Origin of the sequence: Phreatobacter sp., from assembly GCF_022843985.1 — a bacterium.
Classification (GTDB): domain Bacteria; phylum Pseudomonadota; class Alphaproteobacteria; order Rhizobiales; family Phreatobacteraceae; genus Phreatobacter.
This window is the reverse complement of the sequence record NZ_JALHMP010000029.1, coordinates 27,172-49,165: the sequence shown is the minus strand read 5'-3', so window position 1 is coordinate 49,165 and position 21,994 is coordinate 27,172. Positions and strand designations below refer to the sequence as shown.

20 protein-coding genes are annotated in these 21,994 nt (G+C 61.4%); 11 read left to right on the top strand and 9 right to left on the bottom strand.

Annotation, left to right across the window (positions count from 1 at the left end):
- Positions 1-135 precede the first annotated feature (135 nt).
- The 5 genes from Q0C57_RS17435 to Q0C57_RS17415 are packed head-to-tail and all read left to right on the top strand — an operon-like array spanning position 136 to position 6,302.
- Complete coding sequence (locus Q0C57_RS17435) at positions 136-729, top strand: DUF6088 family protein (RefSeq protein ID WP_058096496.1); 594 nt, start codon at positions 136-138, stop codon at positions 727-729.
- Positions 722-1,738, top strand: a complete 1,017-nt coding sequence (locus Q0C57_RS17430) for a nucleotidyl transferase AbiEii/AbiGii toxin family protein (protein ID WP_058096497.1) — start codon at positions 722-724, stop codon at positions 1,736-1,738. The genes Q0C57_RS17435 and Q0C57_RS17430 overlap by 8 nt, the downstream gene beginning before the upstream one ends.
- Positions 1,739-1,750: 12 nt before the next feature.
- Entirely contained in the window at positions 1,751-3,547 is a 1,797-nt protein-coding gene (locus tag Q0C57_RS17425) for an AAA family ATPase (protein WP_012115023.1), read from the top strand.
- Between the two features lie 9 nt (positions 3,548-3,556).
- Positions 3,557-5,383, top strand: coding sequence for an ATP-dependent helicase (locus tag Q0C57_RS17420; RefSeq protein WP_012115024.1), 1,827 nt, complete (start codon positions 3,557-3,559; stop codon positions 5,381-5,383).
- 22 nt (positions 5,384-5,405) lie between these two features.
- Positions 5,406-6,302 carry a 3'-5' exonuclease gene (locus Q0C57_RS17415; protein WP_012115025.1) on the top strand — a complete coding sequence of 299 codons (897 nt, stop codon included), beginning with the start codon at positions 5,406-5,408 and terminating at the stop codon, positions 6,300-6,302.
- An 18-nt stretch (positions 6,303-6,320) separates the two neighbouring features.
- On the opposite strand, the gene Q0C57_RS17410 is transcribed toward Q0C57_RS17415, so the two are convergent.
- On the bottom strand, positions 6,321-6,734 hold the full coding sequence (locus tag Q0C57_RS17410; protein WP_012115026.1) for a thermonuclease family protein: 414 nt from the start codon (positions 6,732-6,734) through the stop codon (positions 6,321-6,323).
- Positions 6,735-6,786: 52 nt separating this feature from the next.
- Positions 6,787-8,028 carry a site-specific integrase gene (locus Q0C57_RS17405; protein ID WP_012115027.1) on the bottom strand — a complete coding sequence of 414 codons (1,242 nt, stop codon included), beginning with the start codon at positions 8,026-8,028 and terminating at the stop codon, positions 6,787-6,789.
- 309 nt (positions 8,029-8,337) lie between these two features.
- On the opposite strand from Q0C57_RS17405, the gene Q0C57_RS17400 reads away from it, so the two are divergent.
- The 5 genes from Q0C57_RS17400 to Q0C57_RS17380 all read left to right on the top strand — a co-directional run bounded on the left by Q0C57_RS17400 (position 8,338) and on the right by Q0C57_RS17380 (position 11,217).
- Positions 8,338-8,742, top strand: coding sequence for a transposase (locus Q0C57_RS17400; RefSeq protein WP_366937850.1), 405 nt, complete (start codon positions 8,338-8,340; stop codon positions 8,740-8,742).
- On the top strand, positions 8,739-9,086 hold the full coding sequence (tnpB, locus tag Q0C57_RS17395) for an IS66 family insertion sequence element accessory protein TnpB (RefSeq protein WP_108179805.1): 348 nt from the start codon (positions 8,739-8,741) through the stop codon (positions 9,084-9,086). Before Q0C57_RS17400 ends, tnpB begins: the two co-directional genes overlap by 4 nt.
- Before the next feature lie 111 nt (positions 9,087-9,197).
- Positions 9,198-10,781 carry an IS66 family transposase gene (locus Q0C57_RS17390; protein WP_296578088.1) on the top strand — a complete coding sequence of 528 codons (1,584 nt, stop codon included), beginning with the start codon at positions 9,198-9,200 and terminating at the stop codon, positions 10,779-10,781.
- Positions 10,739-11,008 (top strand): hypothetical protein, encoded by a 270-nt coding sequence (locus Q0C57_RS17385; RefSeq protein WP_245902218.1) that lies wholly within the window; start codon positions 10,739-10,741, stop codon positions 11,006-11,008. The genes Q0C57_RS17390 and Q0C57_RS17385 overlap by 43 nt, the downstream gene beginning before the upstream one ends.
- A complete protein-coding gene (locus Q0C57_RS17380) occupies positions 10,903-11,217 on the top strand; it encodes a signal peptidase II (protein ID WP_366937851.1) in 315 nt (104 codons plus the stop codon). The genes Q0C57_RS17385 and Q0C57_RS17380 overlap by 106 nt, the downstream gene beginning before the upstream one ends.
- Positions 11,218-11,258: 41 nt before the next feature.
- Here the strand turns inward: Q0C57_RS17380 and Q0C57_RS17375 are convergent, their stop codons facing one another.
- From Q0C57_RS17375 to Q0C57_RS17350, 6 genes are read right to left on the bottom strand one after another with little or no spacing between them, the layout of a single operon-like run.
- Positions 11,259-13,514: an AAA family ATPase gene (locus Q0C57_RS17375; RefSeq protein ID WP_296578083.1), complete on the bottom strand. Its 2,256-nt coding sequence runs from the start codon at positions 13,512-13,514 to the stop codon at positions 11,259-11,261.
- A gap of 2 nt (positions 13,515-13,516) precedes the next feature.
- Positions 13,517-14,791 (bottom strand): DUF2130 domain-containing protein, encoded by a 1,275-nt coding sequence (locus Q0C57_RS17370; protein ID WP_296578081.1) that lies wholly within the window; start codon positions 14,789-14,791, stop codon positions 13,517-13,519.
- A 59-nt stretch (positions 14,792-14,850) separates the two neighbouring features.
- Positions 14,851-15,615: a DUF5677 domain-containing protein gene (locus Q0C57_RS17365; RefSeq protein WP_296578080.1), complete on the bottom strand. Its 765-nt coding sequence runs from the start codon at positions 15,613-15,615 to the stop codon at positions 14,851-14,853.
- Between the two features lie 47 nt (positions 15,616-15,662).
- The gene (locus tag Q0C57_RS17360; RefSeq protein WP_296578078.1) at positions 15,663-16,868 is read right to left on the bottom strand and encodes a GIY-YIG nuclease family protein; all 1,206 of its coding nucleotides are present in this window, start codon (positions 16,866-16,868) and stop codon (positions 15,663-15,665) included.
- A complete protein-coding gene (locus tag Q0C57_RS17355; protein ID WP_296578076.1) occupies positions 16,861-17,106 on the bottom strand; it encodes a type IIL restriction-modification enzyme MmeI in 246 nt (81 codons plus the stop codon). The genes Q0C57_RS17360 and Q0C57_RS17355 overlap by 8 nt, the downstream gene beginning before the upstream one ends.
- Before the next feature lie 3 nt (positions 17,107-17,109).
- Positions 17,110-18,297, bottom strand: coding sequence for a Fic family protein (locus Q0C57_RS17350; protein WP_296578074.1), 1,188 nt, complete (start codon positions 18,295-18,297; stop codon positions 17,110-17,112).
- Positions 18,298-19,082: 785 nt separating this feature from the next.
- On the opposite strand from Q0C57_RS17350, the gene Q0C57_RS17345 reads away from it, so the two are divergent.
- Complete coding sequence (locus tag Q0C57_RS17345) at positions 19,083-20,858, top strand: hypothetical protein (protein ID WP_296578072.1); 1,776 nt, start codon at positions 19,083-19,085, stop codon at positions 20,856-20,858.
- Here Q0C57_RS17345 and Q0C57_RS17340 read toward each other — a convergent pair.
- Entirely contained in the window at positions 20,820-21,992 is a 1,173-nt protein-coding gene (locus tag Q0C57_RS17340) for a TniQ family protein (protein ID WP_296578069.1), read from the bottom strand. The two genes, Q0C57_RS17345 and Q0C57_RS17340, sit on opposite strands and share 39 nt — an antisense overlap.
- Between the last annotated feature and the right edge of the window lie 2 nt (positions 21,993-21,994).

Here is a 21,994-nt window from a genome sequence, read left to right as displayed (position 1 = left end):
CTCTCCCCGCAGAAGGGGTCGGCCGAGACCCCGGCTCGGCCGCAGGGGAAGGCTTTCCCCCTTATCCGGCCTGTTCTCATGGGCATCCTTGAAAACTGTCAGAAACTCGCATATGTTTCCAACAGGAGAAAGACGATGACACGGCTAACCGAACAGATTCTGTCGCATGCGACGGGCCTGCCCGAAGGCGCCCCTGTGTCTGCCAAGAGCCTGCTTCACCTCGGAAACCGGGCGGCCGTGGATCAGGCATTGTCGCGTCTGTCCGAGCGCGGGCAGCTCATCCGCGCCGGTCGCGGCGTCTATCTGCGTCCCATCGCCAGCCGGTTCGGCACGCGCACACCTTCGGTCGAGCAGGCTGTCGAGGCCCTTGCGAACCAAAAGGGGGAGATCATCGTCTCGAACGGCGCCGCCGCGGCGAACGCCCTTGGCTTGACGACGCAGGTGCCCGTCCGCTCGGTCTATCTGACCTCCGGGCGCAGCCGAAAAATGCACCTCGGCAAGCAGGTCGTGGAATTGCGGCACGCACCGCGCTGGCTATTGGCGCTGGCCAACCGGCCGGCGGGGGAGGCTGTGCGGGCGCTGGCCTGGCTCGGCCCGGAAAAGGCGGAGGCCGCGCTCACGACATTGAAGCGGAAGATGCCGCCTGGCGTGTTCGGCGAACTGGTCGCCGCCGCGCCGCAGCTTCCGACATGGCTCGCGCAGAGCGTTGGCAAGGCGGCCTATGGCTGACGTCTTTCTCCAGCTTTCGGCCGAGGATCGGCGCGATGCGCTGGGCGTCGCTGCCGACCGCTCGGGCCGGCCTACCCATCTTCTCGAAAAGGATGTGTGGGTGGTGTGGGCGCTGGCGACCCTCTACGCCGCGCCGCTCGGCGACCATCTGGTGTTCAAAGGCGGCACGTCGCTGTCGAAAGCCTATCAGGTCATTCGTCGGTTTTCGGAGGATGTGGATCTGACCTACGACATTCGGGCGATTGCGCCCGATCTGGTCGGGGACAATGGCGAGGGTCTGCCGAAAACCCGAAGCGAGGAAAAGCGCTGGTCCAGCGAGGTCCGCAGGCGGTTGCCAGCATGGGTCGCGGAGACCGTGCAGCCCGTGATCGCGAACGCGCTGGCCGCCGAAGGTCTGGCTGCGGTCATTCGCGTCGAGGATGAGAGGCTCTTTATCGACTATGAGGCGACCGCAGCCGGGTCCGGCTATGTCGCGCCCAGCGTCATGCTGGAGTTCGGCGCCCGCTCGACGGGTGAACCGGCGAGCGGGCGCGACGTCGTCTGCGATGCGGCCGGCCTGATCGACGGGCTGATATTCCCGACGGCGCGGCCGCGCGTCATGCACGCGGAGCGGACGTTCTGGGAGAAGGCGACCGCCATCCATGTCTTCTGCCTCCAGGAACGGCTACGCGGCGACCGCTTCGCAAGACACTGGCACGATGTTGTCCGGCTGGATGAAACCGGCTTCGCGAACGCCGCTTTCGCCGATCGCGAACTGGCCAACGCTGTCGCCCGGCATAAGGCGATGTTCTTCGCGGAGAAGGCCGCCGACCGCACGCCGATCGACTATGCAGCGGCCGTCAACGGCGGCTTGCAGCTCGTGCCGGTCGGCGATGGCGCAAAGGCGTTGGAGGACGACTATGCCCGCATGGTCGAGGATGGGCTGCTCTTCGATGACGCCGAGCCGTTCGAAGCGCTCATGGCGCGATGTACAGATATAGCTGCGCGGGCTAACCGAATGGGGGCCTAAAGGGGGGCGGCGTTGAAGATATTCTCGGTAGGGATCGAAAATTTTCGCGGCATCCAGTCGGCCAAACTGGTGCTGCCTGATCACGCCGTACTGATCGGCGACAACAATACCGGCAAATCGTCGGTATTCGAAGCGATCGATCTCGCCTTGGGGCCGGACCGGCTGAGCCGGCGACCCCCCGTGGATGAGCATGATTTCTATCAGGGGCGCTATCTTCCTAGCCCAAACCCCGATGCTCCCGAGGGCGCGGAGCCCGGCCCCGCGCCGAAAATCACGGTCGAGGTGACGATCACCAATCTGTCGCCGGAGCAGGAGGCACGATTTGGAGCCAACGTCGAGTGGCTGAATACTACTACCGGAGACTTCTATCAGGAGGCCAACCCGGCTGGGGTCGATGCTGCCGAGATCAAGGCGGCGCTGCGCGTCACATTCGTCGGCCAATACGATCCCGATGAGGATGACTTCGTCGGCAACAGCTATTTCACGCGCAGCCTTTCAGAGGATGAGACACCTGCATCGTTCTCGAAGAAGGACAAGCAGCACTGCGGATTTCTTTTCCTGCGGTCGTTGAGGACAGGATCTCGGGCGCTCAGCTTGGAACACGGCAGCCTGCTGGACATCATCCTCCGGCTGAAGGAAATCCGGCCGCAGATGTGGGAAGGGACGATCGGAACGCTCGCAGCCTTCGATGTCGCGAGCGACCCGTCCATTGGCATCTCAGGCGTGCTCGAGAGCATCGACAAGTCGCTGAAGAAATACGTCCCGCGCGAATGGGGAGTGAAGCCGCACCTAAAGGTGTCGAACCTGACGCGCGAGCATTTGCGCAAGGTCATCACCGCGTTCATCGCCACGGGTGCGGGCGATCATGCCGCTCCCTTCTTTCGGCAGGGAACAGGGACGATCAACATGTTGGTGCTCGCGATGCTGTCACAGATCGCCGAGGACAAGCAGAACGTCATTTTTGCGATGGAGGAAGCCGAAACGGCGATTCCGCCATACGCGCAGAAGCGGATTGTCCATGAGCTTCGCAAGCTGTCGGCGCAGTCGATCTTCACGTCGCACTCGCCGTATGTGCTCGAAGAATTCAGCCTCGACGAAACCGTCATCCTCTCGCGATCGGACAATGGCCAACTGAGCCAATCCAAAATCGAGTTGCCTGAGAGCATCAAGCACAAGCGTTATCGGCAGGATTTCCGAACCCGATTTTGCGAGGGGCTTCTTTCGCGCCGAGTTCTCATCGCCGAAGGCGCTACGGAGGCGACCTCCTTCCCGGTCGTCGCGCGGCGACTGGCCGAGCTCAACCCGGCTGCTTATGCGTCTTTGGAAGCCTTGGGCGTCTGCGTGATCGACGCCGGAAGCGAGACCCAGATCGCCGACCTTGGAGCGCTGTACAAAAGTCTTGGGAAACGGACCTTTGCGTTATGCGACAAGCAGACGGATGCCGCCAAGGTGGCCATAGAAGCCCAGGTGGAACGCCTGTTCATGCACGACGAGAAGGGTATTGAGGATCTGATCCTCAAGAACACCACCCAAGCGGCCCTGGAGCGGTTTGCCGATCAGCTCGATTGGCCACAGCATCTGCTCGCGAAATACCCCGACCCAAAAGCTCAGGCTGCTGCCGCGCTCGGGGCCTATTTCAGCTGGTCGAAAGGCAATTGGGGAATCGCTGAGTTCTTGGCACAGTGTTCCGAAGCTGAGATCCCGCAGTGGCTACGGGATGCCTGCGTCACCCTGAAGGCACTGTGTGATCCGCCTCTACAGCCAGCCGAGCCCGAACCCGAAGACGATTTTGCTGACCTGTTAGGATAGGCGATTACTGTGGTCGACCTAACAGAAGCGCAGAAGGAAATTCTACAAGCTGTCGGGCATCAACTCGTCACCGGCGGTCCCGGTTCGGGGAAGACTACCGTCTCTATCCTCAAAGCGGCCAAGATCGCGCGGGAGGAATTGAAGCCAGGACAGCGCATCCTTTTCCTCAGCTTCGCGCGTGCAACCGTTTCGCGCGTGCTGGAGGCAATCGACGAAGAAAGCGCAATCACGCGAGAGGAGAGGCAACGGATCGAGGTCGATACCTACCATTCGTTCTTCTGGCGCATCCTTAAAACGCACGGCTACCTTGTCGGCTTTCCACGACGGATGACGATCCTCACGCCTCCGAATGAGGCGATTGCATTGTCGGCGGTTCGAAGCGGCTACAAGGCGGCCAAAAATCTGTCGGACGAGGAAAAGGCTGAGAAGCGCGCGAAGGAGGAAGCGGAGCGTGTCCGGCTGGCGACCGAAGAAGGGAAGGTCTGCTTCGACCTCTTCGCAGACCGCGTGGCGACCCTGCTTCATGGCTCAGATAAGGTTCGAGCGCTCGTCTCTACGATGTATCCGTACATTACCCTGGACGAGTTTCAGGACACCAGCGCCGATCAATGGCGAGTGGTCCAAGCCCTCGGCGCCAACAGCACGTTGATCGCTCTTGCCGACCCGGAGCAGCGCATATTCGATTTCATCGGCGCCGATCCGGAAAGGCTGAACCACTTCAAGGCCGATTTCGCGCCGACGGTCCACGACCTTGCCGGTGACAACCATCGGAGCAAGGGGACGGAGATTGCCCTATTCGGCAACGACATCCTGACCGGCAATTTTCGGCAGAAGGAATACCAGGGTATCGGCTACGCGCCGTTCGCGTCGAACCCCAACCAAGCTTATGCTTCACTGGTTGGCCAGGTGTTGCAAGCCCGGAAGCGCTTGGTTGAGTCTGGCCGGCGTGACTGGTCGTTGGCCATTCTCGTGCCGACCAAGAAAATGACGCGGATGGTGTCTGACATCCTGCGCGAGCCATTCGGTAATGTTCCGTCGATTTCTCACTCAGCAGCAGTTGATATGGAAGGCCCGATCCTCGCCGCAGAGATCATTGCTTTCCTGCTCCAAAAGTGCGGGCATGACGGAAGTTTCGACGAATTTGTCGAGTTGATGTGCAGCTATTTTCACGGTCGAGGAGGCACGGCGCCGACCAAGGGCGACATGGACGAGGCTGCGCGGTTCCGGAAGGCGCTGTCCAAGTGGAACGAATGTCTAGCGAAAGGACGAACAACGCCTGGTAACAGCGTCTTGCAAGGAACCTTTGCCGTGCACCAGGCAACTGCCGCACTGACATTCACAGGTGATCCGGATGCAGATTGGGTCTCGGTGCGCGACGTTCTGGATACTGGGGCCTGTGAGCGACTGAAGGATGTCGCAAAGGACGTCCGTAACGTGCGTCTGCTTGAGCGCGGTACGCAGCTCCGTCAGGGGTTGGCGCAGGACTGGCGTGACGTCGGCCGCTATAGCAACGCCCTTGCGATCACCCGCCAGTCGTTTGTTCAGGAGCATTTCGCAACAGCCCACAAGCCTGAATCCGGCGTCGTGGTGATGAACATGCACAAGGCGAAGGGAAAGCAGTTCGACGAGGTTGTGATCTTTGAAGGATGGCCAAAACGGTTCAAGGGCGAAATCGTGGCCAATCCTGACCGGATCGTCTTCGGCAATGTCCACGACGGGGTGATGACTCAGGCGCGTCAGAATTTTCGGGTCAGCATCACGCGCGCAAAGGCACGCACGACGATCATGACACCAAGGGATGATGTCTGTGTTTTGCTCAGACCCGTACCGGCATGACTCAAGCCTCTGGGTATGAAGGATGACGACATCTTCTGATCATCTGGAGTCCATGGCGCAGACGCTAGAGGCTACCGGGGATTATCGCGTCATCCGGCGTCTTAAGCCGCGTCCATCCAATATGCCGTCTCCCGCAACGCCCGTCCGACTCGGCATGGTGGTGGATGTCGAGACCACGGGGCTAGATCCCCAGCGTGACGAGATCATAGAACTCGCCATGACGCCATTCAGCTACGGCTTGGATGGCACCATTTTCAGCGTGGGCGACAGCTTCCAAGGGCTGCGTCAGCCGAGCGAGCCTATCCTCCCGGAAATCACCGCGATCACGGGCATCACCAACGAGATGGTGGCCGGCCAGATCATTGATCCCGCCGTGGTGGCCACATTCGCGGCGCCGGCTTCACTCTTCATCGCGCACAACGCGGCGTTCGACCGCCGCTTCTTTGAACGATTCAGTGACGTGTTCTCGACGAAGCCGTGGGCATGCTCGCTCAGCCAGATCGACTGGGCGGCGGAAGGATTTCAGGGCGCGAAGCTCGCCTATCTCGCTCAGGCGGCCGGCTTCTTCTATGACCGCCACCGCGCGATGCACGACTGTCTTGCGACGATCGAGCTGTTGGCGATGCAGCTGCCCCGATCTGGTGTTACGGGCCTTAGCCGCCTTCTGGATGGTGCTCGTACTGTCTCCTGGCGCATCTGGGCGGAGAACTCGCCCTTCGACCTCAAGGATGTTCTCAAGGCGCGGGGATACCGCTGGAACGGCGATCCCGGCCCGCATCCCCGCGCTTGGTATATCGACGTTCCCGAAGCCCAACGCGAGGCCGAGGTGCGGTTCTTGAGCACGGAGATCTATCGGTATGAGGTCGATCCCCCCGTCCGGCGGATCGATGCCTATGATCGGTTTTCAGATCGCATCTAAGCGCCACCAAGGGTCGGGCTAACTCTTGCGCTGGTCGTATCCGTTGCCGCCCTCGACGTTTCCGGCCGCCTTCAATAAATCCCCGATGGAGCGTCCGCCGATCCGGCAGGTGCCGACTACACGGTCGTAGGACTTATGGTTGGCGACGCACTCCGCGTTCCGACCCATGGCAAGTCTTTCCAGCGCGGCCTTGGCAGCAGGGCCGGTGGGGGAGTGGAGTTCGGGCGCGTAGAAATCTTCCAGCCGGATCTCCACCCAGTTGGCTGGCCCTTGGCCCACGGCCACGCACAGCGAGTCGCCGTCGCCGACATAGACCACGGGACCGGAGAAGTGTGCGCCCCGGTGGAGATAGGACGGCATCGGGCCGCGGTCGGGAATGGCCTTGCAGGGATCGGCCTTGGCCGCGGTCGCCGTGGTCAGCGTCGCCAGCAACGCCAGGCCGATTATAGTCGTTTCTCACTTCCTCTTTATAGGCGCCGGAGGCTCATGCCGCCGCTTTCATGCGCTTCTTGGCGAGCATGGCTCGGACGAACTTGTCCCACTTCGCCATGCCGGCACGCTTCTCAACCATGTAGTTCCAGCGGTCGTAGTGCTTCGAGCTGACATCCTGCAAGGCGTGGTTCTGGAGACGGTCGCGGATCTCCTTCGGGACTCCCGCCTTGCCAGCCAAGGTTTTGAAGGTGCGACGGAGGTCGCGGTTGGTCGCATGGGGGATCACGCCGCGATCCCGCTGGCGCCAGATAAAGCTGTAGAGTGTGCCGTGGCTGACGGGCTTTGACGGGTCTTTGGCGGAGGGGAAGAACCAGCCGTGTTCGTTCGGGATAATCGACTCGATCAGTTCCGCGGCCAACAAGGGCACCGGAACAGCGTGCGGCTGAAGGTTTTTGGTCTTGGTCCAGTCGATGATCCGTTCCTTGGCATCCCATTGATCGACATGGAGACGGGCGATTTCCTCGACCCTCTGGCCAGTCAGCATGATGATCTGGACGGCGCGGGCATAGGAAGGATGAACCGGCGTGTCGGGGCATTCGAGCCAGCGATAGAGTCGAACGAACTCTTCCTCGCTCAACCAGCGCGTTCCGATCGTCTTGGGTTCCGTCGGTATGCCCGCAGCGGGGTTGTAGGTCAGCCGGAAGCGGCGCGCAGCGGTGGAGCGATAATCGTGCTCGGATTTCAGGCCCCAGCTAAAGGCAGATCGAATGTAGCTGCGCACATGATCGGCCATTGAACGCTTGCCGCGTTCATAGATGGGCCGGATGATCGCCGTGATCTCATCCGGTTCGATGTCGCGGGCCGGGCGGTTGCGTCCGAGCGTATCGGCGATCTTGTTGAGGCCCTTTTCCGCCTCCTTCCAGGACGACTTCCCGCCCTCCTTGAGGTAGGCGACATACGCCTCGAAGAGGTCGGCGACGGTTCCCGGTCGCGTGTCGCCGGCAACCTTGATGCTACGGCCTTTCTGGATCAGCTCCGCGAAGTCGCGGTTGAATATCTCGCGGGCCTTGCTGAGGGGCATCGAGGGATACGAGCCGAGCTTCTTCTTGAGGCGCTTCTCATCGCGCCATTGCTGCGCCATCCAGTCTGCGGTCACACGGGTAGGCATAGGCTTCATCACGAGGACCAGCCGGCCGGTTCCGTGACCCTCGCCATCGACAAGGCTGAGCTGCTTGCCGGTCGTTTCCACCTGCTTCAGGGCTCGGCGAATTTCTCCATCTGTAAGGCTTGGCACTGGGGTTCTCCGTCGGCTTCCAACTGGGGTCGCTCGACGGGTTCGTGGGGTCGGCGACTGGGGTCAAAAAGGGCCTTGATCCCCTTAAAACCGACCCCAATATGCCACAATGACCGACTCTACGACAAGCCTAAAAGCTCTTGTGTTTCAAGGTGATGTGGCGTGATTGAACGTGATCGAAAAGGCCAAGTGGGATGGTTATGCACTAATCGCGGGCGGCGGGTTGTATGCATCCGGCGAAGGCCGCCTTGCGCTGAGTGACGCAAATCGTTGAGCACTGTGAGTATGGACAGCCATACTGACAGTGTCTTGAGCCGCCTCGACATGGTGGAGACTGGGCGCCGTCGCCGCTGGAGCGAGGGCGAGAAGGAGCGGATCGTGCTGGAGAGCATGGCCGGTCCGCGCCAGATCTCCGCGACGGCGCGGCGGCATGGGATCGCGCGCTCGCAATTGCTGGCTTGGCGGCGGGCGCTGTTCGTCGAGCCCAGTGCTGCACCTGCAGGCTTTGTCCCGATGATTGTGACGTCCGAGACTGACCGGCGTGAGGACGCCCGGATGATGGGCGCGGGAGCGCCGTCGGCCTTGGCGGTCGCCGCGCCGACGCCGGGGCGGATCGAGATCGTGCTGCGCGGCGGTCGGCGCATCATAGTCGAGGGCGCGGTGGATGCCGATACGGTGTTGACCCTCGCACGCGGCCTCGAGGGGCTCAGGTGATCCCGGTTCCGGTCGGCGTGAAGGTGTGGCTGGCGACCGGCCACACGGACATGCGGAAGGGGTTCGCCTCCCTGGCGCTGGTGGCACAGGAGGTCTTGAAGCGTGATCCGCTGGGCGGCCACATCTTCTGCTTCCGCGGGCGTCGCGGCGATCTGTTGAAGGTGATCTGGCACGACGGGCAGGCGGCGAGCCTTTACGTGCGTCGCTTGGAGAAGGGTCGCTTCCTGTGGCCGTCGCCGGCCGACGGCGTCCTCGCGATCACGCCCGCTCAGATGGGCTACCTGCTCTCCGGCATCGACTGGCGCAATCCGGTGGAGACCTGGCGTCCGACGGCGATCGGATAGAGCTTCGAGTCTTGTGTTTGCTGGCGGATGTGATTCCCTCTCCTTGTGAACGCGCCCGCTGAATCGCCCGTCCCGCCGACGCTGCCGACTGATCTGGCAGCGGCGCATGCGATGATCCTGGCGGAGCGCCAGGCGCGTATCGAGGCGCAAGCCGAAGCCCTCACCGCGAAGGCCGCGGCGTCATCGACCGAGGCGACGATCGTGCATCTCAAGCTGATGATCGAGAAGCTCAAGCGCGAGCTCTACGGTCAGCGCTCGGAGCGCACGATGCGCCTCATCGACCAGATGGAGCTTCAGCTCGAGGAGCTCGAATCGAAGGCGACCGAGGACGAACTTGCGGCGGAGGCGATGTCGCGCCAGGCATCGCTGCCCGTACGGGCGCGCGGTCGTCCTGTCCGCAAGCCCTTCCCGGAGCATCTGCCGCGCGAGCGGGTCGTGATCGCAGCACCGACATCGTGCCCGTGCTGCGGCTCGATGAAGCTGTCGAAGCTCGGCGAGGACGTGACGGAGACCCTGGAGGTCGTGCCGCGGTCCTGGAAGGTGATCCAGACCGTGCGGGAGAAGTTCACGTGCCGCGCTTGCGAGATGATCACACAGCCGCCGGCGCCCTATCATGTGACGCCGCGCGGCTTCGTGGGGCCGAACCTGCTGGCCATGGTACTGTTTGAGAAGTTCGGTCAGCACCAACCGCTGAACCGGCAGAGCGAGAGATACCTTCGAGAGGGCATCGACCTCTCCGTCTCGACGCTCGCCGACCAGGTCGGCGCGGCGACTGTGGCGCTGGCGCCGTTACATGACCTGATCGCCCGGCACGCCATGGCGGCGCAGAGGCTGCACGCCGACGACACGACGGTGCCGATCCTCGCCAGGGGCAAGACCGACACGGGCCGGATCTGGACCTATGTGCGCGACGACAGGCCCTTCGGCGGCGCCGATCCGCCGGCGGCGCTCTACTTCGCCTCACGCGACCGGCGGCAAGAGCATCCGGACGTGCACCTCGCGACTTGGAGCGGCATCCTGCAGGCCGACGCCTATGGCGGATACAACGGGCTGTACGATCCCGCGCGTCCGGGCGGGCCGGTCACGTCGGCGCTCTGTTGGTCGCATGCCCGCCGGGGCTTCTTCGAGCTCGCCGACATCGCCGCGAGCGCACGGCGCGGGCCTGGCGCCGCGCCCGTGTCGCCGATCGCCTTGGAGGCGGTGAAGCGCATTGACGCGCTCTTCGCCATCGAGCGCGAGATCAATGGCCTGGACGCCGACGAGCGCCGCCAGGTCCGGCAGGAGCGCAGCCGCCCGATCGTCGACGACCTGCGCGCCTGGCTTGGCGAGCAGCGCGTCAAGCTCTCGCGCTCGGCGACCGTCGCCAAGCCGATCGACTACATGCTCAGGCGCTGGGACGGCTTTGCCTCGTTCCTCGACGACGGACGGGCCTGCCTGTCGAACAATGCCGCCGAGCGGGCGCTCAGAGGTTTTGCCCTCGGTCGAAAAGCCTGGCTCTTCGCGGGCTCCGATCGCGGCGCCGAGCGTGCCGCCGCCATGGCGACGCTGATCCAGACAGCGAAGATGAACGACGTCGATCCACAGACCTGGCTCGCCGACGTGCTTGCCCGCATCGCCGGAATGACCCAAGGCCGGCTCGACGAGCTTTTGCCGTGGAACTGGCGCGCGCCGTCGATCACAGCAGTCGCGGCCTGACGATGCACGTCAACAAGGTCCACTCCGTCCGGACCTTGGCGCTCGTCGCTCGCGATCTCGACAAGGACGAAGACTGGCTCGCCGATCTCGCGCTCGACATGGAGCCGGAGGACGGGCTGATCTGGGTCTACGATCCGCAGCACGAGGACGGGACCATGGCCTTCACCGAATACGGCGTCGAAAGCCTGCTCAACCTCATCGAAATCCATCGCAGCAGGCCAAAATAGGCCTGCCGCGGCCTACGCCGGATGATTACGGCGGGTTCGCCAACCTGGCGGATCGTCTGCATGACGGCGTGGTCACGGATTTCATCGACTTGCACGCGGGCGGCCTTCATTTCCCGACCTTCAATCTGGCCGATGTGGTGATCACGCTCGGAGCTGCGCTGCTGCTGTGGACCGCTCTACGAGAGCGCCAGACCGTGCAGGGTTCTTAACTTATGCGCAGCACGATCCGTGATTGGCTGCGGGTACCAAATTAGTATAGTCCGATAATTCGCTGAACGCGCTGACACTGGGCGCGGAGTGCAATGGGCTCCGTCACCAGTGCTCCCCCGTGCATGGTCGGGCGGGTGTACTCGTTCAAGGCAAGAAGATCAGCCGTCGACGCGTGCATCGGATCCGTCGCACCGGACGCCTCGATCGCGGTGGCCATCTCGTGGAGATAGGCATCAGCGGCAAATCGTCCCGGAAATCTGTTCTTGATGAAGTCTTCGAGGAACGGCCGGATCGCCTTGTGGACCCCGGCGTGATCGGTGCCGGCGAGCAGTGTTCCGTGCTTCGCATACTCGGTGATCATTTCGTAATGTCGGATGTAGGTCGTCTTTAGCTCCGCCTCCGACGACCAGACCTTGATATCTCCCACACCCTGGTCCGTGCAGCTAATCTGATAAGCTTGGACGTCGGCGCTGGGAGCATCACGCTCAATCATGTGAAGGAAACGGGCATCGTGCGAAAACACGATCGTCTGACAGGCCAGCTTTGCCACTGCTCTGATCTGGCTGGTGGTTTCAAACTGCCGACCCATGTCCTGGCTATTGAAGGGGTCGTCGAAAACTACAACGGCGTCTGCGATATTCGGATCCGCCCGTACCTGGCAAAGGAAAAGGGCCAAGGCGAGAGTGCTCTTGTCGCCCGCGCTCAACACCGTTTTGAAACTCGGCTCATCGTTGGAGCGGTCTCCGACCTTAACCTTGTGAGAGCCGACAGCGAGCGCATAGTCTGTGTTAGGCTCACGGCCCACATAAGTAGCCTTGACGTCGACAATCGAAAATCCAGCACCGAACAGGGCGAGTAGTTCATTGATTTGAGTCTGCCGGGTGGCAATCGTGGTTTTTGAGTAAGCGGTCAGCGCGGTTTGTGCGGCCTTCTTCTCGGTGTCCAGTTCCTTTCGCCTATTGTCAGCGGCGATGTAGTCGTGCACCGCAGATTTGACCGGCTCAGCCTGCTTCGCCTGCAATGCCTTCCAGGACTCATTGATCCTGTTTGCCTCGGCCACGTCGATCGCTGCCGTGGCCGCTTTGGCCGCATCAACCGCCGCAGCGCAGGCTGCAATATCTACATTGTAGGCGTCCATCAGAGCGAAGGCGTCTTCGAGGATTTGGGCAGCTGCACCAGGACGTACGACGGCAAGCGGGTTGGCAACCTTCAGCTGATAGAGGCCATCCAGAGTCTTGAAGGCGTCCACGCACGCCATGCGCTGATCGGCGCTCATGTCGGGGATAACGGGAAGCTGGCAAACGGTTTTCCAGAATTCCACATCAACGCCGTTGCCATCCAGCAAGGCTAAGAATGTTGCACCTTCGACGCCGAAACCGGCATTCAACTCAGCCAAGCCTTCATCTCGATCCGTGGAAAGCTGGGAAAACGCCTCGCTGAAATACCCCTTGTAGACCCCAATTAGGTCGAGGTCCGCGGTAGGCTGATTGCAGAAAGGGCAGCTCTCTCCGTCCGCATGATCTGCGCCGAACTTCAGCCAGGCCTCGCCTCGCGCTCCCAGTTTGTGCAGTTCAAGCTGTGCCCTGATGCGCGCTGTTGCGTCGGCCGAAACGGAATCAAGTGTCCTGCTCAAAACATTCAGGTGATGACTTAGCGTCCCGGCCGAGATCACCCTCAGGTTCGCCTTCTGGCGGACGACATGGGCGTTTTTGGCGAGCTCGAGCTTGCGGCCGTAGTCTTCAACCTTCTCGGCGATATCGGCAGGCACGGCATTGCGGCAAAAGCTCTCGACCTTGTTTTCAGGGATGACAGGCAGCCTCGCCCTGATAATCTGAGAAGCGCCCCTGATCTTTTCGCCTAGCTCGCGCTGTTCCTTATCGAGATCGATGATCTTCTGCGCCAAGGCGACGCCGTCCTGTCCCAGGATTATCGGTAAAAGACTACGTTTGTTGTCGCGGGTTACGCTCTCCCCAATGTGAAGGTTCTGGTGGACGAACTCCTGGTCAAAAACGTGAATCATCCCCGGGCATGAATTCCAGGCAACCCCCGCGAAAGTGAATGACTTTCCGGCTGCCCAACTGAGCCGCACTGAAGACGGGTTCACCGCCCCCAGTCGGCGGCGAGCGGAGATGTGGTGTCCCTTCGATTCTGAAGCGGATCGAAGGATCGAACACAAAGTGCTTTTCCCGTAGCCGTTCCTTGCGAACACGAGGGGCAGTTTCGGAAACTGTGGCGCCTTGTGTTTGAAACTCGAAAAGCGCCCTATCTCATCGATCTGCTCGAACTTTAGAAGCATGGTTAGAAAGCCTCGTCAGATTTAGCCTCAATCGCCAGCACATCCAAGCTCTCAATTTCCTGAAGCGCCCGCCCGGCAATACCCTGCAGATCCCCGTACATCCCCACCGTCGATTCTATGACCCCCCGGATCTGCTCCTCGCGCTTCGCCCAAAGCCGTGTCATTGCTTTTCGCTCGCGCTCTAGGTCCGCCTGCATGTCACCGAACCGCTCGACGATTGCCTCTATCCGGTGCCGGAATCGTGGCCCGGTCAGATACTGGTAGACCAGCTCCATCTTCGTCTGCTGACCCTCTGATGCCTGACGTGCACTGGCCAGCTCCACCAGGGTCTGGCGTAACGCCAGGGCAACAGGAATCATGCAACGCGGCTCGGTGACCCACACGCCGTCAACCTGGTCAAAGGTTTCCACACCCTTGGGCAGTGCGTTGGATACGATGAGCGCAACTTCCGCCTTGGCGGTCCGCTGATCTTCGCGAAGCTTCGGCAGCCACCCGTCACTCCAGTTCTTGGTACGCTTGCTCTCCCAAAGAATGGTCCCGCAGACCTGTCCCGACGGTCCGACAACCCTGTGCAGCACGTCCCCACCAAACTCTCCCTTGGGTACCGGCTCGATGATGTCCCGAGGGAACTTCGCCCGCAAAACGGCCTCCAGCTCGATCTCGAAGGCCTCGCCCTGGAGCTGCTGAGAGCCCTGCTCAGCCTTCCGACGTAGCTCCTCGATTTGGCGCTGCATCGAGGCAATCTGCTCTTCTTTCTCAGTAACCTTCAGTTTGAGGCTATCCTCCGCTTCTTGCTTCGCCTTGTCGCGGACCACCACCAAGGATTCCTGGACCTTCTTTTCGACCGTTAGATCCAGCTCGCGCTTAGCATCGTCTAGCTCACGCTGCTTCTTCATCAACTCAGCCTGGACTTTCTGAGCTTCCCCGAGCTTGACGTCCTTATCCGCTACAATCTGCTGAAGCTCGGCCACCTCCTTGGCCCGTTGCTCTAGGTCCGCACCAAGCGCCAGCCGAGCCTTCTTCGCCTCCTCGGCGGCTACCTTCTCACGCTCGATCTTCAGCTGTGCTGCCACCTGTTCGGCTACAGCGGCTTTCGCGTGCTCAACGGCGGCTTGTTGGTCGCGAACGGCGGCCTCGCGGGCCTGGATTTCCTTATCCTTGAGCGCCAGCTTCTGTTCAAACTGATGCCGAGTCTGTTGAAGCAGAGGAGCTGCCAGCGACTCCGTGAGCTTCATCTCGTGCTGGCAGTTGGGGCATACAATCACGGGCTCTGTCATGCTCTGACGCTCTCATAGATTGTATTCTAGATCAATGAAATCTGTCTGGATCTTCGATCTCACCCCAGAAACTGGCGGACAAGCTCGGCCTTCTTTTCCGCGACCCAGATCTGGGTGAAGAGCGGCTCGATGCCAGTGAGCCGCTGGACTATCTTTCCTGCCGGAATCCCCATCACGTCTAAACACAGACAAAAGGCGTGGCGCCATTGCCGCGGCTCGATGCTCAGCTCAATCTCTTTCATACTCCCAAGATTGCGCCTGTATAGCCACGTAGAATAATGTCCACCGTGAGCATATTGCGATGCGTGGATATAGTGCTGTGCCATGTCTCGGCCAAAGACATCACTAATCATGACCACGATTTTGGGCATTCTTGGAATGTGAACGTATCCTTGCTCCGCGAGGGCTGTTTTGAGGCTCTCGTAGAATTCCTTGATGGCGTCATTCTCTCTATCTTGTTGAATGAATTCATCTCCCTTGCGCTGTGCTATCCGAGTGCGTGCAGAGATATCTCGCTCAAGATGGGCGATATAGCGGCACTCTCGTTCAAACGGATCTTCTGGACTGATTAGCCAGGCGGCTAGCGTAACAGACTCTAGGGCCGCTCGGGCGAGGACCATGGCACTGGGAACATAGTCGGGAGACGAACGCGAAAGCTCAATAACAGCGTCGATGTGGCGTACTCCTTGAAGCAGCAACAACAGGGCTTCTACCTCGGACTCATATCGCCCAACGCTGGCCCCGAGAGGCAGTGACCTGTAGTGTGCCTGCATATCGCCGACAATCTTGCCCGCATAAACGACTGCAAAGTTAGGTATTGCCATAGCGAGACCTCAGCACGCTTAAGCCAAATGCGGCGTCTAAGCCTCAATCAACGGTGTTTGAGAGCGGCTGCCGCTGGATCGTAGACAAAATCGGTGATTGTCCCGTCCTTGATCCGCTCGACGGCCTCGTCAATCACGAACAGCGGCACCAGGAACCATTCCCGCGGGGTCACAGGCTGGCCAAACCGGTCCATGATCTCGATGTTCAACCGCGCCGGGCCAAAGACCTTGTGGATGAGGTTCTCGAGCTTCACCCGATTAATATTGAACAGCTTGTAGGTCGTAACGACCTCCACATCTGCCATCAGGAAGGTGGGCTCCAGCCGCGCATTCGCGAACCGACGTTCAACCGCACCTCCGGTCACACCGATCTTATGGATCAGCTCTCGGCTTGCTGAGACCGTGGGGTGGTCGGATTTGCTTCGCAGTACATAGATCGTGCCGCTTTCCAGGTCCTCGGGCTCGGCGGTATCGGCAAAGAGGGGACCGGCCGAGGGCTCCGAGATCCTCCGTCCTGCCTCGTCCTTATAGAGGGCGCGCTGGAGCGATCGCAGGAGCAAGTTGCTCTCGGTTCCGTTGTCATAAATCACCCGCATACGGGCGTCGAATTCCCCATTCGGCGCGCGGATCGGATCCCCAATCTCGGCAACATAGGCCATCTGGCCGCCCAGGATCACGAAGCTACCCTGGGTGATGTCGGCTTTCAGGAAACCGGCGTCCTTGCGGAAGAGCAGGGCGGTCCGCACCCCATCTTTCAGCTCGCGCTTCACCCGCTCAAACAGCGGTTTGAAGTCCGCAAAGTCCTCGCATTTCTGGCGGTTGGCGATCTCTTCGGCTTCCCGCTTCTCGGCAACCGAGCGGACATGGCGAAGCTCGCCAATATCTGGGACCTCAGCCTCAACGCCCAGCAGAGTCAGCAGCGCGTCATCGTCCAGATCGTCGGGCACCGTGGCTGAGGAGGGCAGGGGAGAGCCCTCGAGGAGCTTTTGATGGTCAAGCGGGGCTAGGAGAGCCCGACAGTCTTCTTGGGCCCTGAGCCGGTCCAGCCGCACGGCATAGAGACGCTCGAAGATGTCTCGGCCCTCACCATGCTGTGGCGCGCGACCATGGGTCTCCACGAAGCGCTGAATGTCCTCAAATCCGGCGATGATCCGCTCATCCCGGGCGCTGCGGCCGCTGCTGGGTTTGGCCTCAACCTCGACGCCCAGCTCCTGGAGCAGCGCGTCGTCCTCATCGGTGAACTGCCTAGCCATCGGCGACCTCGGCCTTCATGCGCGCAAGGAAGGCCACGCCCTCGGCCATCCGCTTTTCCCAAGGATCGGCCGCCGTGATGGACGGCAGCCGGCCGCGCTCGAGCTTGAACTTCAATGCGCGCTTCAGGGCCGTCTCTTTGCGCCCAAACGCCTCGAGGAAGGCATAGGGAAACTCGGCGGTGTCAAAAGGCTGCTCAGCGAGCGCTGAGATGGCTTCTTCGATTTCAACGGCGTTCATGGATCAGGGCGCAGTCTTCGGCGAGAGCGGATCGGTACCTTGGTTGAGGATACTCAGGTACTTCGCGTAAGCGTAGAGGCGGCGGCGGCGCTTTCCTGTCATCTCCCGCACGATCCCCAGCTTCATCATCGCGTCGAGGGACTTCTGGACGGTCGGCTCTGAAAGCTGGAGCTGCTTGGCGGCCGCGGCCACGCTCGTCAGAGGACGCCGCTGAAGCATCTCGTGGACCCGCAATGCTGACGGGCCACCCCGCCCTATGCCTGACAGCGCCTTTCGATCGGCCTCGAACAACGCCAGGAGCTGGCGGGCTGTGTCCGTCGCCTGGTTGGCCGTCTCCACCACCCCGGTCAGGAAAAATTCGATCCAAGACTCCCAGTCGCCACGCTCGCGGACGGCCTGCAGAAGGTCGTAGTAGGTGCTCCGCTGCGTCTTGAAATAAAGACTGAGGTAGAGGATCGGCTCGCGAAGCGTGCCCTCAGCACACAGCAGAAAAGTGATGAGCAGCCTGCCCAGGCGCCCATTGCCATCCAGAAATGGGTGAATGGTCTCGAACTGGACGTGCACGAGAGCCGCGCGAACCAGTAGTGGCAGGCTCTTGTGGTCCTCATGCATGAACTTCTCGAGCTGCCCCAGGCACTCCATGACCTGATCGGGGGGAGGGGGCACAAACAGCGCATTTCCTGGTCGGGTGCCGCCGATCCAGTTCTGCGTCCGGCGAAACTCCCCAGGCTGCTTGCTGCTGCCGCGTCCTTCACTCAGCAGAATCTCATGGATCTCGCGGATGAGCCGTAGAGAGAGGCGAAAGCCTCCCCGAAGCCGGTTGAGGCCATGCTGAAGCGCCCGTACGTAGTTCGAGACCTCTGCCACGTCGTCGAGGGGAACCTGCGGGATCTCGTCGTTCTCAAAAAGCAGTAGATCGGAAAGGGACGACTGCGTGCCCTCGATCTGGGACGAAAGCAGGGCCTCTTTCCGAACGTACATGTAGATGAACAGCGGCGAGTCGGGCAGGACCGTCGTGACCCCGTCCAGCCGGCCGAGTGCCGTGGCGGCCTGGTCAAGCAGCGGAACCAGAGGTCCTAAGTTCACCTCCGGGACTGGCGGTAAGGGTGGGGGAATAAAGGCGCGCACGGCTTCATCGCCGAACACCGACGTCACATAGCGGCCGAGCCGCGGGTTGGTACCGGTGCTCAAGCCAACGAACCTTTGCTTACGAATCGCATAAGCAAACGATAGCGGATTATCCTTTGCTTAGCAGGCCTAGTGCCTACCGATTGACCACTTTCCTGATTGACCCTCGGAGAGTACCGCACCACCTTAACATAACGGCCATTATGCGAACTAAGCTATTGATTGTATGCGCATAACGTATGTTATGGACCCTGCTAGCACCTTCAGGGTTAACATTCGTGGTCGTCGGGCCAACCGCAATGCGGACAGACGCCCGAGCCTAGTCCCCCTTTGATCCATGATCGGCTGCTGGGCCTCCCGAGTGGGGCTGGCTGCGACTGAAACGCCTCTTGTACTCTCGTGGTCGGCTGGATCGCGCCCCAACATTCTCGCTTGAAATGACGAAGACCCCGCCGAGTAGCGGGGCCTTCAGGGTCAAATGTCACGTTATGGGTGGATTGCGCCACGTTAACCCGGCATTTGGTGCCAAGTTATCTGTCGCTCCACATCCACAACCCGATACGCGCCCTTGGTGCGCTGATCGAGCTCCCGCAGTCCGAGCATTCTGAACAAGCTCTGCCCTTGACCAGAGGCCGGTTCCATCCGGAATGTTCTCATTTTTGAGCTGGGGCTCTCACGATCAATTTGAGTGACCAGCTGACGCCGTGCCGAGTGCCACGGAAATAGTGGGCTCGGCTACCGGAATGTCACGGGGTAAAGGTCGTGCGAGCGATCGTCGCCTCGGTTAATCGCGGATCAACCGGGAGCATTTAAGCCCGAGAGCCGGAGCGTTAGCAGCGAAGTCATCCGTGAACAGTTTGCATCTGCCGCAGTTCAAGTTCGACAGCCTGCCGCAGGATAATCGCGAGTGGGAAGTTATCGCTGCGGGTCGTGTAGGACGGCCAGGTCCGATGTCAGGCGAGGTGGAAGCTGAACTGCTCCTTGCCGAGGCAGGGTGGAGGAATGGCGCTGCGACCCAGAAACCGGAGATCAGAGCCGCCCCTGTCGCCGTCTCCTGGCTGAGCGGCCTGCGCCCGGGGACGATGGTGCGAAACGGCGAAAGAGTCGGGTCGATAACTGGGCAGTATCCCGGTCGACTATCGTGGCGCGCCGTAACTTTGACGCGCGAGAGATCGCATCCGGTCAGCGAGGAGCTGAGGGGCTTCGTCGATGCGGCTGATGAACTGCCTCATCCTGCACACCCCATCGGGGAATTTCAGGGGCTACGCTATTTCGCCGTCAGGCTGAACCGCTACGCATTAGCCTTCGTGCCAGTCCTTGAGCTCCTCATGGCGGTCTTCCGCCTAGGCGGGCCCTGGCTGCGGCATATGATGGAGGGACTTGGTCTGCCGGATCGCCCGGAGGCTGGCCGGCTCGTTGATCTTTCTCCGGAGAGCTTCAGCGTCGAGGATGGTTTGCTGACGTGCCGCGGATTTTCCCATCCGGGGTCGTATCCGGCGCCGATTCCTCTCATCCTCGGCAACGAGGAGCGCTACCGCTCCTACACTGCCGTTTTCAAGAAGCTGAGCCAGTCGGACTTCCTCAACAGCCCCCAGTTCGTCGACACGTTGTTTCCCCAAAATGTCGGGTTCGTCTGCGATCTTGAGACCGATAAGGTAAGGTTGGCTCGCACCGACGCTACAGGGGCGCTGATGGAGCCGCGTAGACCCTTGCTTGTGACGCGGATCCGGACGGCGCGATTTGAGTCGGATGTGCGGTCAGTCAGGATGTTTGTTCCTGATCGAAGTGCGGGCGATCGGGACGTGCCGACGCGGGTTTCCGCTCAGATCATTGACGACGGCGAATTGGTCGCGGCGCAGCCCGCTTTGAAGCTGCGTGCTTCACCAAGCCGATCGCTCGAGGCGAGAGAGTTTGCGGTCGATGGTGAGCAGCCCGCCGAGATCCCCATATCCATCATTACCGACCCCAGCCGATCGGCCCCCCGGCATTACCGCCGCAAGTCCGATGACCAGATCCAGGTTGAGGGCTCTTCGACTGGGTCGCCGCATGGAAGGACAGCGAAGGTTGAGCCTGCGTCTCTCCAGCCAACAAAGATGCACAGCGGGATCACGAGCCGGATGCAGCAGCTTATCGACGCCCTCGAGGCCGCAGCGCGGATGGATGGAGCGCTCTTCAGACTGGAGCCTCCTCCAGCACCATATGATGCCGGGGACGGCCTATGGAAGGTCGATGATAGGGACCTGCACAAGCTGCTTCCATGGATCAGACCGGGCGGCCTATCCCGGAGGATTGCGGTGATGTCGCTGATCTCCCGGGAGGGGGTGCTCTACACATTTGACGGGGAGAGCCTGGCGTCAGGCGGGGAGCGCTCAGCGCTGCTTGTATGGTCGCCTGGCCCTCCGCTCCCCTCTGTTGCTCTCTATGACATCATCATCTCACTGGCGATGGCGAACGGCACGTTCCGCGAGAGCCAGATCGTTCCTGGCCAAGACCCGGACCGGCCTTCGGCTGCGCGGGGTAGAACGCTGCCTGTCGCCACGATCCGCCATCGCCCCGCTCGCGTCCTGCCGGACCAAATGGCGAAGTCAATCCTGCGAGAGCGGGACCGCCTCCGCGGGCTCTAGCGCGGGTACCAGAGGGGGCGCCAGGACGCGGGCGACGGCTTCCCGATGATGAATGCTGTCTCCGATCAGACGCCGCAACTGGCGACCGCTGACCCCGTTTCCGCGCCTGGCGATGTAGCGTGCAGCTTCTACGACTTCCTCGACGGGGGGACTATAGGTGCGTGGCCGCAGTCCAGCATCCACGACGGTTCGAAGAGCGTGAGGAACATTCGGCATGTCCCGCAGAGCCCATGAGTGCCACATTCCGGCCGCGGACATGCAAGCGAGATAGGTGTGCGGCCAGTCGTCGACCAGAGCGGTGATCATAGCATGCATACGGTGACGCTCGTCGGCGCTGAGGAACTCCACCTCACCTCGACCACCGACGAAGACGAAGGGCCGGTCGCTGACGTTCGAGAGCCCGCTGAGAACTGTTCGCAATGCCTGCGAGCGCGGTCCGGAGATGATGGTCCGGCCCAGCTGCCTCAGCACGCTGAACATCACCGGGCTGTAGTGGAAGGTCGATGGTCCAAGTGACCCCCAGCCAGAGCGCAAGGCGTCCTGGGCCATCTGGTTGAATCGGACCGCGTGAGGATGCGCGGGTTCAGTTGCAGCCTCTCGGAGGTCGGTGTTGCAGGCCCAGCAAACGTGAAGCGCACGTGATCGGAACGGCATGAGCGGTGAGGCACAGCCGTTACAACGGTCGAGCAGCATCCGCTGGTGCTCGAGGCATACTGACGCAACAGCAAGACGCCAGCGCTTGCGAAGATACGGCCGCTCGTCAGCTGCAAGGCAATGGGGGCAGTATTGCTGGCCTGGCAGCTTCCGGTCGCGGTTGCGGACGCCGACGGGCAGAACCCAGGGATAGATGCCCCGCGACCCGCAGTCCGAGAAGAGAAGCCCGTCGAGAGAGCCGAGGGAGGTCGACGCTGCCACGTCTGCATCCGTGCCGGTGCCGAAGGCCATGCCGGCGATGACCCGGGGATCGCTCATGAGGTCGATGTCCCGGCTGAGCACTGGCGGCTCCGAGCGCCAATAGGTGTGCACGAAGGCGTAGGGGATGAAGAACATTCCGACCGCCGTTCTCTGGATCCATGACGACAGGAGCTCGTCCGGGAGGGGCGGTGGTCTGAACGCGAAACGCGACGGGAACATTA

What these genes read in the sequence shown, in the direction of transcription:
- Q0C57_RS17435 (WP_058096496.1), top strand. Translation starts at nt 136, where the DNA reads ATGACACGGCTAACCGAACAGATTCTGTCGCATGCGACGGGCCTGCCC.
- Q0C57_RS17430 (WP_058096497.1), top strand. Translation starts at nt 722, where the DNA reads ATGGCTGACGTCTTTCTCCAGCTTTCGGCCGAGGATCGGCGCGATGCG.
- Q0C57_RS17415 (WP_012115025.1), top strand. Translation starts at nt 5,406, where the DNA reads ATGACGACATCTTCTGATCATCTGGAGTCCATGGCGCAGACGCTAGAG.
- Q0C57_RS17390 (WP_296578088.1), top strand. Translation starts at nt 9,198, where the DNA reads ATGATCCTGGCGGAGCGCCAGGCGCGTATCGAGGCGCAAGCCGAAGCC.
- Q0C57_RS17375 (WP_296578083.1), bottom strand. Translation starts at nt 13,514, where the DNA reads ATGCTTCTAAAGTTCGAGCAGATCGATGAGATAGGGCGCTTTTCGAGT.
- Q0C57_RS17370 (WP_296578081.1), bottom strand. Translation starts at nt 14,791, where the DNA reads ATGACAGAGCCCGTGATTGTATGCCCCAACTGCCAGCACGAGATGAAG.
- Q0C57_RS17365 (WP_296578080.1), bottom strand. Translation starts at nt 15,615, where the DNA reads ATGGCAATACCTAACTTTGCAGTCGTTTATGCGGGCAAGATTGTCGGC.
- Q0C57_RS17360 (WP_296578078.1), bottom strand. Translation starts at nt 16,868, where the DNA reads ATGGCTAGGCAGTTCACCGATGAGGACGACGCGCTGCTCCAGGAGCTG.
- Q0C57_RS17355 (WP_296578076.1), bottom strand. Translation starts at nt 17,106, where the DNA reads ATGAACGCCGTTGAAATCGAAGAAGCCATCTCAGCGCTCGCTGAGCAG.
- Q0C57_RS17340 (WP_296578069.1), bottom strand. Translation starts at nt 21,992, where the DNA reads ATGTTCCCGTCGCGTTTCGCGTTCAGACCACCGCCCCTCCCGGACGAG.